The organism is Cytophagales bacterium, assembly GCA_033344775.1.
Classification (GTDB): domain Bacteria; phylum Bacteroidota; class Bacteroidia; order Cytophagales; family Cyclobacteriaceae; genus JAWPMT01.
Genome location: JAWPMT010000005.1, coordinates 1,489,964 through 1,503,014, shown reverse-complemented (window position 1 = coordinate 1,503,014; position 13,051 = coordinate 1,489,964). Strand labels below are relative to the sequence as shown.

Here is a 13,051-nt window from a genome sequence, read left to right as displayed (position 1 = left end):
TGTTTTTGCTAAACCGTAACCCAACTTTTCAGAAAGGGCTATCAAAACTTATTGCCATAAACAAGGCAGGTCGCTACTCGACCATACGGTTATTTTGCAATACGGTACTCAGTAGGTCTTTGGTTTCACTAAATTTTAGTCTTTAATATTTTTTAACAAATTGGGATAATTACATGGAAGCATGCCTATATACCCACATTCTTCCATGTTCCTTGAAATACTACAATCCAAAGGCGTAGAATTGTCTGGTTTTTCGATCTGGATCGTACCCCTCGATCAGTACGCCACCTTCTTTACGCTGAAGCACACGCGCCAGGTCTTTTTGATCCCTGATGACCTGACGATCTACCTTGGTAATGATAAACCCTTCGCGCATGGACGTTTCACGGCGCAACTTGCCCGGAAAGAGCTTTTTCACCCTTACACCTCCGCTCAATCCGAGATCCCTGGCGGTCTTCTTATCGAGATCTTCAAATTCGGCACCCAACATGTTCAGCACCTCATCTCTGTTCTTTGCCAGGAAGCGGGTCTCACCCTCACGATTTTTCAACTTCGCCTTTAATTCCAGTTCCTTATTACCTCTTGCCACCTTCAATGCCACTTCATCACCAGGCCTGTGTCGCGCAATCATTTCCTGTAATTCAGGAGCACTAGCCACTTCAATACCTTCTACTGCGATAATGACATCACCTGAAGCTAGTCCAGCGTCCATACCTGCACTGTTTTCGGCAAGGCTATCTACGTACACACCTTTGGTAACGTCCAGGTCTTTTTCCTTGGCGAGATTGCCATCTACACTACGGATGGTAATGCCCAGGTATCCACGTTGCACCGCTCCATATTTCAGTAGGTCCTCTACGACCTTATTGACCATGTTTGCAGGAACGGCGAAACCATATCCCGAATAAGCTCCCGTCGGACTGGCAATGGCAGTATTGATACCAACAAGTCCTCCCTGCAAGTTGACAAGTGCACCTCCACTGTTTCCCGGGTTGATCGCCGCATCAGTCTGGATGAAGGACTCAACAGCATACTGATCTCGTAAGATGTTGATGTTGCGAGATTTCGCACTTACAATACCTGCTGTGACGGTAGAATTTAGATTAAATGGGTTGCCTACCGCCAATACCCATTCACCTACCTGTACCTGATCTGAATTGACAAAGGGTACGGATTTCAAACCGGTTTCCTGAATTTGGATAAGGGCAAGGTCCGTACTTGGGTCCGTACCGATCACGGAAGCTTTATAGGTGCGATTATCATGGAGCGTCACTTCAATGTCATCAGCATCCGCAATGACATGATTATTGGTTACGATGTAGCCAGATTCGTTAATGATCACACCTGAACCTGTACCCACTCTGGGCTGCGGCTGTGAACGGTATTCATATCTCCTGTTAGGTCCCGGCTGTCCAAAAAAGTCATTGAAGAAGTCATCCCCAAAAAAGTCTCGAAATGGATGAGGTGATTGCTGATACTGACGTTGCTGCGTCAGGGAACTGGTTTGGGTGGATCGTATATGTACGACCGCATCCATTACATCAGCCGCCACCTCCGTAAAGTTCAATGGTACAATTTCATTTTCGCTATTCACAGTATAAACAGCCCCTTGCGCAGGTGTACCGTTCACATGTTCTATTTTAATCGTTTGGTCGCTTCGAATAAGATCTGGCGCTAACCAAACTACGCCCAGAGAAATAACCAGGGCGATCATTCCAGTCACAATGTAGTTTTTCATTTTCACCAAATTTTAGTCCTGTTATCCACAAGACAGACGTTAATGGATTTTGCTCATGCGGCCTTGTTAAGCTTGCGAGAGGTGCTTTCGATTCGTTTTGAAACCATCAACTTGAAGTGAATGGATTTCTTAGATCGAAGCGTGCTAATGCTGCTTTTCATGTGTATGGTTTTATTTCAATCGCCACATGGAATTCGCATCAATGATATTCACCCTAGGTTGCTATGACCCTGATCTTATGCTCATTTCACTGATCTGACAATAATTGTGCGATACTCAATCAGGAGCAAAAGCAATACATAGAAGAGGCACACTACCACCATTCCAATAGCTAACAAGCCCATGTGCAAGTATTAAATAATAAGTAGTAATTGGTTAAATCAGAAATACGCTAATAAAGAACGCATTTTGATTGCAAACGAAGATTTTTCAGGAATCTCAAATTACCCCTAGCCCTAATGGGAGTAAACTAAGCCACCCCTTTAGGGAATTGAAGGGTGATTCAGTAAGGTTACTTTTGTTTTTGAAAAATCTTCGTTAACACTATACTAAACACTCAGTCCTTCCGGGTGGTAGACCACCCGGCATTGAATGAATTATCCGATCTGTATGGTTTTCGGTGGCTTAGGCTTGGCTTCTTCCTTTTTTGGAATATTCACCTGCAAGATGCCATTTTCGTAAACCGCACTGATCTGCTCACTATCCGCACTACTAGGAAGTGTGAATGACCTTTGAAAAGCATGATAGGCAAATTCACATCGGGTGTATTTCACATCCTCTTTCTCTGACCGGGATTTCTCAGAAGCTATGGTCAATATGTTCTTCTCCAAGTCAATTTTGAAATCTCCCTTTTCCATGCCAGGAGCGGCCATTTCTACCACGTACCCGTCCACATCTTCCATGATGTTGACTTTCGGCAGTGTCGTGTTACTAGAAGAATAATTATTTCGTCTCCAAACACCAATCTCAGTGTTGAAGAAATCGTCAAACAGATGGCTGAATGACGGAGAAACTGATCGATTTGCTACAAGCGTCATGATTTTAACTGTTTAATGATAAAAGAATGTTCTTGCTTTTTTTCAAACCCTATACCAATCCTTATTTCGGTCTAAAATCCTGCAAATTTGGCAGTCTACAAGGTTTTCACATACTTAAAGCACTGTCATTTTGACAAGGATTAGCTCATCGAAGCTACAAACTCAAAGCAAATCCCACATTGATCGTATACCTCGATTGTACCGCAGGGCCAGTGGTTCCATCGTCCCGAAGCACATCCACATCTTCATCGTAGATCAACGTCCCGGATATACCAGAAGTCAGGAATTTGTTCACTTTCATGCGAAGGGCCGCGCGTAAGTTCACGTCAATAAATTCAGGGTTTCGGTATCCAGAAAACAAGTCTGCAGCCAACTTGAACGTGACACCTTCGAAGATCTCCCAGGACAGATTTCCGTTGATATTGGCCCCACCTTCAAATCGATGGTGCTTACCGGGAGTGACTCCAAAGGCTCCCGCATTAGAAAGCGAGTCATTTGCCACGAAAGTGAACTTGCCTGTCAACGGGGAAAAAGCCACCGAATAAATGTCCTTCTTTTTCAAAGTCCAACCCAGGTTCAAATTCAGATATCCAGGTGCCAATAAGCTCGATACAAGGGTTCTGGACGGTTCGTCCGCATCATCACTGTAGTTGAATCCTTTGGAAAGTTGCGTCCTGAACTCCGCCAGGAAGGTCAGTGTTTGCTGCTTATTAAAGCGCCGACCAAAGAGGGATCTTAATACAAACTGATCATCTGTTTTTCGGAATTCTTTATTATCCCCTAATCGGGTCAACCCATAAAGTATATTTATTTCATTGTCCCAAATGATGTTCTTACCGTAATAATCAAGGCTGTAATCCAGGTCCAGTGTCAGAGAAAGCGCGTCCTCACCACCACCGGACCAGTTGTTCAATCCCACATTGGCAAAGTTGGTATTCAGTGATCCTTTGGAAGTCCATCCGAAAAGGGAGTCTGCTTCTTTAAATTTCAAGGACTCTTGAGAAAACCCACGTAACGAAAGCAAAAGGAATAAAAGAGTGATGTAACGCATAATAATTAATATTACCAGGGTACTATGCGAGAATCATGCCTGGTAGAAATTATTACCGTTGATCCATTTACCTAAAACTCACGATTACTCCACTTCCCATGTCACTTCGGAGATATTAAAAATATACCGACCAATTACCTTTTTGTAGATTAGCAAAAAGCCTCATGCATGGAAGAGAAAATCGAAATCAAACCCTCCACGGAAAAGCGAATTGGCGGGCATCTACATCGCATCACACCGGTAGCCAATAAGTCTGGCGAAATACTCAACTATGTATTACGGCCCTTGATGGTCGAATTCAAATTGCGAGACATCTTTCAGGTGTCTGTGGGTTCTGCGTTGCTGGCGATTCCCGTCTCGTTTACAGAAGAGGCCTGGCAACTGGCCGAAACCTTGTCCAATGCCAACATCATTGGCATTACGGTATTCTCATTGCTCCTCACTTCCATCTTTATCTATTCCAACTTTTACCGAATCGCTTTCAAAGGGCACGAATTTGAATTTCTAAAGCGCGTGCTAGGCACCTACCTCATCTCCATGGCCATGGTTGCCATCATTCTCACGCTCATTGATAAATGCCCCTGGGGTGTAGATAACCTTTTGGCCTTAAAACGCATCGTCATTGTCGCTTTCCCAGCTGCGATGAGTGGTACACTCAGCGATTCTATTAAATAGCAAATAGATATTTGAAGCCATCGCCAGGTTGTAGAATTAGCACCACAAAAAGGCCTGATGTGTTGCATAAAATCCACACATCTGCATCGTCATAGGTATCGTCTGCCCTTGTAAGTAGGTGGCATACTGTTTGAACCTGTATTGTCGAACTAGAATAAGAAATTATGACGATTACGACGATACATCCCCAAATAGATAAAGTGCTGGACAAGCTTTTCATGGCACACAAAATTTACAATCAAATCGTGAGCAGCGAAAACTGTCCCAACCGAAATATCTACCGGGAGCTTGCCGAGCATACGGACGAGATTTTGAATGGCTTCGCTGATGTTTTCAAAATAGATCGTTCAGAAATTGAATTGGATTTTCTGGAGAAAAGTAAACTGACCTGGGACCAGGTTGGAATAGAGCTCCACGGACTCCTGATTGAATACAGCAACAAAAAAGTACTGGAGTATTGTATCAACTACGAGGAACAACTGAATGCAGAATTAAGAGAAGCGATCAAGGAAGCCGCATTTGTGAAGGAGGAGAAACAAGTATTGGCCAATGCATTGATCACCTCTACTTCCTTCATATCCACTTTACGACTAGAACACGAAACTTATCAATTCTAGACATTGAAACGGCCCATATGTTGATCAATTCGTCAGCCACATTCGGTTGGCAGAAGGAACTTATTTCGGTAAGGTCCTTTTTTTAAAGTTTTAGGAAAATGAATTCATTGCCAGATATTCATGAAAAGAGCACGTGCGCTTGTTGCGCATGGTCTATGCTGGTTGTATTGCAGCGTGGCTTCGGCTCCGCTGTTTTTTATTCTAACAACTTACGTGACAGACAATTAACCATCTTCCATTTCTAATTCCAACCCTAGAAGTAGTTCAATAGGTGTTAGCAATGGAATATCCGAATGCAACTCATTGTGAATGGATACCGTATGGGTACCAACTTGTTCTACAATAAAAAAAATTGGATCGTATCCGAAGTTTTCAAATTTCAGCCGATCACCTTCCTTGAGTGTTTTTAGTTGTTCGATTTTAATGAGTTCTGTCCACATATTTCTAGAGTATCTCGGTTAATTGTAGTTAAAGCCTTCTTGAATTCACCTGTGGTAATTTCAGTTAATCTTCATCTTCATAATGCTTCCATCCCATGATCGTGTAATAAATGATCAAGCCAATCCATATATGCAAAGATCCTACAGACGCAACTATAGCGATTGGAATTAGGGATTCGGGATAAGCGAGATATGTAAAAAAGGCGGTTAAAATGACCACTATAAAACCAGTTAATATAAATCCCAAATCCGATGTGGGCTTTTTATAGGGCTTTATGACTACACCTTTTTTTTCAATGGATACTATGAAGTTATCGTCTAGATTTTGATCAGTAGATTCCAGCAAGAGGCTAATGCTAAGCTCTGTCCTTCTATTCAGAACTTGAACACTATATTCCCTAGTTGTATCAAGATAACCCCAGTTTTTAGCCTCCTTTTGCTCCTGAAATAAAAATGAATCTTCCAGTTCTACATGAGTATCTGTATTCGTAGCAAAACTGGATAGAATTCTACTGTTGTCTGGGGAAAGTATGGTTAGAATAAAATCATCAACATCCTTGCCAGTATTGTTAAATATTTCGATATGTACGGACTGGAGGTGATTGATTTTTTGCTTGTTGTATTGAATTGAAATGTCTCCCCAAAAATCATCATTCGAACTGGCAAGTCTTTGAATTGAAACTCTTTTTTGTAATCGTACTAAGGAGCTTTTCAATCTAAAAAGCAGGTACCCTCCGATAAAGCTAATTATAGAAGGTATCAATATTGTGAGTGTCAATTTGATATCCATTGATAAGCTGCTAAAAGCAAATCCTAAATCTTTCGTTCATTTCTGTTAAAAGTAATGAATACCGCTTTAATATCATACGCCCACTATCAGTGATTCATTTTTTACGCGATCCGTATTCCCATTGATGTATAGATTTCTAGAATAATCCAATGATCCTGTCCCAGTTGGAAATCAAGGCTATCATTAGCATAAAAATTGAAATGATTATACCAATTAATGCTAGCTTGTTTTTTGCGGCTTTGGTCTTCTGATATTTTTGTTGTTCGATCGTGCTATTATTGTTCACTATAACATTATCAGCATTCTGAATATTAGTAGTATACTCACTATTAGATTGATCGTTCTTCTTTTCAGTCATCCAGTCTTCAATTACATCCTTTATAACATCAAATTCCGGAACTTCTCGTCCGAATAATTCACTGTCCTTATTTCTAGCATTTTCAATTTTAGCTCTGATTATTGGAATGATCGAATACTTAATATGTCTCAGAAATTCGGAAGTTTCTCCCTCATAAAACTGAAAATGATACTCTATGAAGTCACGAACTTTGTAAACCGGATAGATCCTGAATAACATATTCACAAACTCCGAATCGATGCATTCATTGACAAACTTATTTTGTTCGAATGGACTATTACGATTCAATTCTCGAGATGCCCAGATAAAAGAAGGGTAAAGAATTACTTGTAAAGGTGACCTTTCTGAGTCATCATATTCATAATCTGGAGTGACTTTGCCATTATAACTGAGGTGAAATTCTTCCATTAGCATTTCAACCGCACTCATATTTTCAGTATCAGTATTCTTAGGCAGAAATACTTGAAAAAACTTATGGTGTTCTATTTCTTCCAAGGTATACTATCATTGTCAATTGCGTCAAATTAAGATATACCTTGATAATTACAACCATTTTCTGCAACAAAATGAAAGACTTATTCTTGATCAGACACCTCTTGATTAACATGCCCTAGCTCATCCTCCACCAAATCCAGAAAATCAAACAAGGCCGGCACCTCCTTCATAAAGACCTGAAATTCTGCAGATAATTCCTGATGCTCTCGATTCAAATAGTAAAAAGTAAGCATCCTTAAAGAGCGACTTAAGGTTTTAAGATCCGTACCAGATAACAATTCTGCTAGCTCAAGGATCATAGGTTCGGAAATGGGGAAAGACTCGGGAATATGGATTGTTTTGGTAAGCCGGCTCATAAACAATGTCAATTAATTATACGACAAACATAGTAACCGAAATTGAGTTGTCAAACTTTTATATGACACAATTGTCGTACTGTTCGTTGACATTTGATTTGTGACGAAAGACGAGCTTAAAACCAGAATCGGTCAGCGGATCATTGAGTTGAGAACAGCTAAAGGCTGGAGTCAATCAGATCTCGCGAGGGCTTGTGGGAAGGATCGTCAAGCAATAGAAAAGCTGGAGAATGGCAAAGTGAACCCTACACTTTATTCCTTGTATGAAGTGGCGAAGGCTTTGGAGGTTTCTTTGAAGGAGGTGGTCAGCTTTTAGATTATTTGGTTGAGATAAATCCTACGCAGATACTAGGGCAATTCAAAATACGCTGAGTGAAAGGGCTTATAGAGTTTCCTCTTAAACATAGTTACCATTTCCAATCACTTGCTCAGCTTTATCGAGTAAATTATCATAATGGAGTATTCTGAATCTGTCACTCATCATTTTCCGAGCCATTCGATAAGTCACTTCATTAAAATCAGTTCGTCTCCCTGCTACTGTAATGTAGTGCATTCGAGTTGTGTCTAGTTTCCTAAATTCTTCAGGGAATTCACAGGTTGTACCTTTAAATTTCTCAAACATCAACTGTAAATGATTGAAGTTAGATTCAATCCAATTGTTCCAATCGCTTAGCTGCTTTATTCCTTTTCGAAAGGTACTTCCTAGACCGCCATCCTTGACGGTAATACTATTATATGGGTTTTCCAACTCAACAAATACGAATTCGTGTCCGTAGGAACTTTTTCCAATAATCAAGTAGTCTACTCTATAGTCTGGCGGCAGTTCGAATTCAGGGAATGCATAAGCCACATGGTGGCCGAAATGGAAATCAACTAGTACAGATGCAATAATAAAATACGCTCTATTAGACTTAATAAAGTTTAAAATGTCTCGTTCCGTCGATGCTCTACTATCAATTAAAGAACGAAAATCAGACAGAATCCTAGTTGTTCTATCGCTTATCATAAGTTCATCAATATCCAACATATTATTTGGAAAAAGTGATTCATAGAAAAAAGCAGCTTTGGGCATTTTTTCGTAATCAATGATCACTCCACCACTATCTGAAGAAAATGGTTTTTTCGCTTTTTCAAGTTCTGATTTTTCTTGTTCAGTGAGTTCTAGGTAATTTCTTTCGTAAAGCATATAGAAAACAACGTCCAACTTTCATCCGTAAGCTTATCTTTTCAAATTTTCACTAAAGTTTCGTATCACATTAACCTTTGCAAGTAGCTCCGTTATCTTAGAGATGATAGTGTTTGTTTCCTGCATCTCATCAGAATCCATACTTTTCTTTTCTAAGTTTAAATGCTCGTTCTCCACCTTCCATGACTGATGTAATCTCGTCTCTAATTTCATTAGAGTCAATCGAACCTTGGTATTTGATATATCCATTTGTTTGTTCACTGGTCTCATTATAATCGCAACAAACCACAAGTTCAGAGTCTCCATTCACGACCAAATTCGCATTATGACTGCTTATGATTATCTGCCGTTTCTGTTTCGAAGACCACAGATTCTTGATTATTACATCAATCTGCCGGTTGTCGATATCGTCCTCAGGTTGGTCAATTATCAATGGGTAGCCCCCTTGGTTTAAAAGGACATTTAATAACGCAGTAGCTTGTTGACCAGCAGAAGCATCTTCGAAAGGGATTTCATCACCCATTTCATTATTTGTGAGGTAATTGAACTTCGGAAGGTATTGGAGCTTTGTTAATGCGAGATTGATTAACGAATCTGCTCCAAGACTTTCAGCGCATTTCCTTTTGTTTGTCGTTGTAAAAGTGGCTGTATCGAGAATTGGTGTATGGGGTAAATCTTGTTTGGAATCTGATCTAAGATTAAACTCAATCAAACTCTTAAATTCATAGATGACATCCTTCCATTTTTGGAGTGGGTCCTCAGCTTTTGAAATAAGTTGACATAATGACTCAGCGCGCGATTTTTGAATACTAAGGCCATGTGATGAGAAAACAGAATTTATATGCCCCGAGAGTTTATCATTATCTATTATTTGAGAAAAATCAGCCTTTATTAAGCCACCTGAGAGTTTTGTAAATAGGGAAGTCGCGGCTTTTAATTCATCAGTCTTTGCCTTCTGACGATCAATGAATTGTTGGTATAATGAGTCAAAACTATCGTCCGTAGAAATAATTGATGATTGTTCATTTCTTTTTTGGCGAATTACACTATCGAGTCGGTCAATCTTCGATTCTAATTCTTTAATTGAGTTGAGTGTTTGCTGACTTGATGTAGTTTTTTCTTTGGCTTTTTTATACAATTCTTCAAATTCATTTCGAATCACCAGCCATCTGTTTTTAATTTCTGAAATTTTTATGTTCGATTCTTCTCGTTTAACTAACCATGAATCAACGCTGGAATTTAATTCCTTCAGGAAGTTTGAAAGTTCAGTTTCCATTTCCTGAATTAGGATGCCATTTTCATACCTCCTAGTCTCAACTTGGCGATTAATCAGAGTTCCAATCGATTCTTTGAGGTTTCCCAATTGATCTTTTAATGAAGAGTAATCCAGTTCAATTTCATCGATTCTATTTCTTTCATTGGCGAAGAAAGATGCCCTTTCAATGGTCTTTTTGTCTTCTTCAGACATACCTTTTAACTCACTTCTGAGCTTTTCTATTTGCAATCTATAGGAATTAAGCTCTGTATTATGCTTATCAAGTTCGGCATTGATAATTTTACCCTGAGCTAGGCTTGAATAAGCTGACTTCACCTTTGATGACAGACTATTTATTTCAGAGTTAAACTCATCAATGCTTTTTGATATTGGCTGTTCGATAAACCGTTTCAGTTCGTCTGGCCTAACAGCTACACTGCTCAGTTGTTTTTGACTATAAGCTTGAATTGGCAAAAGCTCTTTTATCTGATTGGGCAATACGCTCTGAAAATCACCATCTCCAATCTTCAATAGTACATCCTCAGAATTGATATTCCTTTTAATAATATGTCGTGTTCCATTAACCAAAAAAAAGACCCGAACCTCGGCAGAATGTTCTTTTAAAGTCTTATCAATTAAAGTTTGTCTTTTCCTTTGAATCTCTGACTTTTCCTCATCCTGATTAAAACTCTCCGTCTGATCACATAATGCCCACCTTATATACTCTAAAATGGTTGATTTTCCAGTACCCCTTCCTCCAATGATGGAGTTCATTTGTGGGTTTAAGTCAAGAGCAAACTTGCCCATAAATGCGGAAGCAGTTACGTCAACTTTTTCAATGAAAATGTTCGGTACTTCAGGATCAGACAAGCTGATTCTTGATTCTCTTGCTAGACAAGCTTGGCGCAATGCTTCCGCTGTTGGACTGGCCCATTTAATCCATGAAGCAATGTCATTTTCGTATATTTTAGTGTCACCTCGAAAATCTGAGGTTTGAATGACAGCAACTGACTTAAACCCATATTCTTCAACCTTGCCTTGAATTTTATTATTATATCCAATACTTGTTCCTTCTAATTTCCCGTCAATATAACCGCCTACACATGGCATATTGGAATATGCTTCTCTGAAATCCGATTTAACCAAAGTCTTGTGTCCCTTCTCTTTTACATGAGGTAAGAATATGTACCTGCCTTTGATGTCACCAACGCTATCTAGTTTGACATGGAGATCATTGATACTAGAGATAGTGCCATTAGAAATTGGCTCCGTCTGAATTGTTTTTTCATCACTTTCTGGAGCCTGAACTATTCCAAGGATTCCTAAGACGGTTGTGAACAGGTTTTCTGGAAAGTTGTAGTCAAGAATTAAAATACCCTGAATGGAGGGTGTATGAAGGGTTAGTTCAATTGCTGGAAATACAATTATCCTATCCTTTTCTGGTACCAATTCACCATCTTCCCTTCTTTCATCATTAGCAGCTCTCTTTATGTATCCGTAAAAGATCATATCATGATGATCGGATATTGCAATTGCGTGTAATCCGGCTTTTCTACAATCTTTGATAAATGACTTGCTGTATTCGGTTCTTTCGGTTTCTGAAGTCGCTGAAACTCCCTTCCATCCTCTATCTCTAGGGGAGTGAATTTGTAAGTCACATTTATAGAAGTGATTTCCTTTATCCATTTAGGCTAGGCTTTGATAGTGAGTATGGCTGTTAACTTTAATGATAAGAACACCTATGTGCGCTTATCCACCTTATACTTTCAGGTGTTAAGCTTTCATTTTCCAACGTCAAAAGCGTTTATTGTCAGAAATAAGTACACTTTGACTTACGCTTACAAGGTAAGACATACCTCTCCAATAGCCAACCCATTTCCTGCAAAAAAAACACTACCCCTCAATCACTCCTTCCATCTTCAGCTCTTTGAAGGGGCAACAACCTTACTTCCCCTTCCCGGCTTTTTGCTTGTTTCGTACATAGATCAGCTTGTGCTTACTTTTTGAAGCTTCTCTTTGCTCCACTTCGAACTTACCAATGGATTGGATCAATGGCGTGAGCTTATCAAACCCGTAGTTCCTGGAATCAAAATTGGGTCGTTTCTTTTGGATCAAACTGCCCACATCACCCAAGAAAGCCCATCCATCATCATCCGATAAGTCCCGGATAGATGACTGGATCAGCTGCACCTCGCGATTACTGATTTTTTCTACGGCTGACTTTCCTTTCTCCTTCTTCTCGGTCTTATCATCCGACTGACTTCTGAGGATCTCGATGTACACAAACTTATCGCAAGCCACGATAAACGGATCTGGTGTTTTCTTTTCACCCAAACCAATCACGAGCATTCCTGCCTCACGTAAACGGGTCGCCAATCGAGTAAAATCACTATCACTGGACACCAGGCAGAACCCTTCCACTTTGCCACTGTAAAGAATGTCCATTGCGTCGATGATCATTGCGGAATCGGTGGCGTTCTTTCCGCTGGTATAGGCATACTGCTGTATCGGGGTGATCGCATTTTCTAGCAGCAGGCTTTTCCATTTATTCAAGCCCGGGCGCGTCCAGTCTCCATAGATCCGTTTGATGGTCGGATTGCCGTATTTCGTGATTTCCTCCATCATTTCTTTCACGTGAGCGGAGGGTATGTTGTCGCCATCGATCAGGACAGCCATATTGATTTGGTTACTCATGAAATAAAGGTAGTATCCTCATTAAGGCGAACCAATTTTAACTCTATGCGATTCAGTTCAGTTTTCAATTCCGCGCAAGTAGTGTTTCGAAGTGCCGCGATTTGCTCTAACGTCAATCCATCCTGGTACCTCATCAGGATAATTGATCGCTCAAATGAAGTAATGAACTTTAGAAGTTCATTAAGGGATTTATTCCCGATCTCAGAAAAAGCTGCATCCTGCATACAGTAAGCCATATTGCTGACTCCATGTGAAAGTCAGGTTTAATTCCTTTTAATACTCCAAGTTAATCTTACATGCTTATTAGCTTGTAATTTCTCGACAAACGCCACACATAGGTATTTAGCGAATCATTTCTG

At 40.0% G+C, this 13,051-nt stretch carries 13 protein-coding genes; 3 read left to right on the top strand and 10 right to left on the bottom strand.

Translation table 11 applies throughout. The features are described from left to right. Nucleotides 1-220: 220 nt before the first annotated feature. From R8G66_23975 to R8G66_23965, 3 genes are all read right to left on the bottom strand, one after another. Entirely contained in the window at nt 221-1,738 is a 1,518-nt protein-coding gene (locus tag R8G66_23975) for a Do family serine endopeptidase (protein ID MDW3195456.1), read from the bottom strand. Between the two features lie 596 nt (nt 1,739-2,334). Further along, nucleotides 2,335-2,775, bottom strand: coding sequence for an Hsp20/alpha crystallin family protein (locus tag R8G66_23970; GenBank protein ID MDW3195455.1), 441 nt, complete (start codon nt 2,773-2,775; stop codon nt 2,335-2,337). 154 nt (nt 2,776-2,929) lie between these two features. Further along, complete coding sequence (locus R8G66_23965; GenBank protein ID MDW3195454.1) at nt 2,930-3,826, bottom strand: DUF3078 domain-containing protein; 897 nt, start codon at nt 3,824-3,826, stop codon at nt 2,930-2,932. Nucleotides 3,827-3,994: 168 nt separating this feature from the next. On the opposite strand from R8G66_23965, the gene R8G66_23960 reads away from it, so the two are divergent. Next, nucleotides 3,995-4,501 (top strand): DUF2391 family protein, encoded by a 507-nt coding sequence (locus tag R8G66_23960; GenBank protein ID MDW3195453.1) that lies wholly within the window; start codon nt 3,995-3,997, stop codon nt 4,499-4,501. A 164-nt stretch (nt 4,502-4,665) separates the two neighbouring features. After that, a complete protein-coding gene (locus R8G66_23955) occupies nt 4,666-5,118 on the top strand; it encodes a hypothetical protein (protein ID MDW3195452.1) in 453 nt (150 codons plus the stop codon). A 224-nt stretch (nt 5,119-5,342) separates the two neighbouring features. Here the strand turns inward: R8G66_23955 and R8G66_23950 are convergent, their stop codons facing one another. From R8G66_23950 to R8G66_23935, 4 genes are all read right to left on the bottom strand, one after another. Beyond that, a complete protein-coding gene (locus R8G66_23950) occupies nt 5,343-5,558 on the bottom strand; it encodes a hypothetical protein (protein MDW3195451.1) in 216 nt (71 codons plus the stop codon). A gap of 64 nt (nt 5,559-5,622) precedes the next feature. After that, nucleotides 5,623-6,348 (bottom strand): hypothetical protein, encoded by a 726-nt coding sequence (locus R8G66_23945; protein MDW3195450.1) that lies wholly within the window; start codon nt 6,346-6,348, stop codon nt 5,623-5,625. A gap of 136 nt (nt 6,349-6,484) precedes the next feature. Next, nucleotides 6,485-7,201, bottom strand: coding sequence for a hypothetical protein (locus tag R8G66_23940; GenBank protein MDW3195449.1), 717 nt, complete (start codon nt 7,199-7,201; stop codon nt 6,485-6,487). An 80-nt stretch (nt 7,202-7,281) separates the two neighbouring features. Then, nucleotides 7,282-7,557, bottom strand: coding sequence for a hypothetical protein (locus tag R8G66_23935; protein MDW3195448.1), 276 nt, complete (start codon nt 7,555-7,557; stop codon nt 7,282-7,284). 100 nt (nt 7,558-7,657) lie between these two features. Between R8G66_23935 and R8G66_23930 the strand changes: the two genes are divergently transcribed. Continuing rightward, complete coding sequence (locus R8G66_23930) at nt 7,658-7,873, top strand: helix-turn-helix transcriptional regulator (protein ID MDW3195447.1); 216 nt, start codon at nt 7,658-7,660, stop codon at nt 7,871-7,873. An 81-nt stretch (nt 7,874-7,954) separates the two neighbouring features. Here R8G66_23930 and R8G66_23925 read toward each other — a convergent pair whose 3' ends face one another. The 3 genes from R8G66_23925 to R8G66_23915 all read right to left on the bottom strand — a co-directional run bounded on the left by R8G66_23925 (nt 7,955) and on the right by R8G66_23915 (nt 12,692). After that, nucleotides 7,955-8,743 carry a DUF4263 domain-containing protein gene (locus R8G66_23925; protein ID MDW3195446.1) on the bottom strand — a complete coding sequence of 263 codons (789 nt, stop codon included), beginning with the start codon at nt 8,741-8,743 and terminating at the stop codon, nt 7,955-7,957. Between the two features lie 130 nt (nt 8,744-8,873). Next, nucleotides 8,874-11,684 carry an AAA family ATPase gene (locus tag R8G66_23920; GenBank protein ID MDW3195445.1) on the bottom strand — a complete coding sequence of 937 codons (2,811 nt, stop codon included), beginning with the start codon at nt 11,682-11,684 and terminating at the stop codon, nt 8,874-8,876. Nucleotides 11,685-11,942: 258 nt separating this feature from the next. Continuing rightward, nucleotides 11,943-12,692, bottom strand: a complete 750-nt coding sequence (locus R8G66_23915) for an NYN domain-containing protein (GenBank protein ID MDW3195444.1) — start codon at nt 12,690-12,692, stop codon at nt 11,943-11,945. Nucleotides 12,693-13,051: the final 359 nt, after the last annotated feature.

Bases quoted from the DNA above. Each gene is read 5' to 3' on its own strand.
- R8G66_23965 (MDW3195454.1), bottom strand. From the start codon at position 3,826: ATGCGTTACATCACTCTTTTATTCCTTTTGCTTTCGTTACGTGGGTTT.
- R8G66_23960 (MDW3195453.1), top strand. From the start codon at position 3,995: ATGGAAGAGAAAATCGAAATCAAACCCTCCACGGAAAAGCGAATTGGC.
- R8G66_23935 (MDW3195448.1), bottom strand. From the start codon at position 7,557: ATGAGCCGGCTTACCAAAACAATCCATATTCCCGAGTCTTTCCCCATT.
- R8G66_23920 (MDW3195445.1), bottom strand. From the start codon at position 11,684: ATGGATAAAGGAAATCACTTCTATAAATGTGACTTACAAATTCACTCC.
- R8G66_23955 (MDW3195452.1), top strand. From the start codon at position 4,666: ATGACGATTACGACGATACATCCCCAAATAGATAAAGTGCTGGACAAG.
- R8G66_23975 (MDW3195456.1), bottom strand. From the start codon at position 1,738: ATGAAAAACTACATTGTGACTGGAATGATCGCCCTGGTTATTTCTCTG.
- R8G66_23925 (MDW3195446.1), bottom strand. From the start codon at position 8,743: ATGCTTTACGAAAGAAATTACCTAGAACTCACTGAACAAGAAAAATCA.
- R8G66_23915 (MDW3195444.1), bottom strand. From the start codon at position 12,692: ATGAGTAACCAAATCAATATGGCTGTCCTGATCGATGGCGACAACATA.
- R8G66_23945 (MDW3195450.1), bottom strand. From the start codon at position 6,348: ATGGATATCAAATTGACACTCACAATATTGATACCTTCTATAATTAGC.
- R8G66_23950 (MDW3195451.1), bottom strand. From the start codon at position 5,558: ATGTGGACAGAACTCATTAAAATCGAACAACTAAAAACACTCAAGGAA.
- R8G66_23970 (MDW3195455.1), bottom strand. From the start codon at position 2,775: ATGACGCTTGTAGCAAATCGATCAGTTTCTCCGTCATTCAGCCATCTG.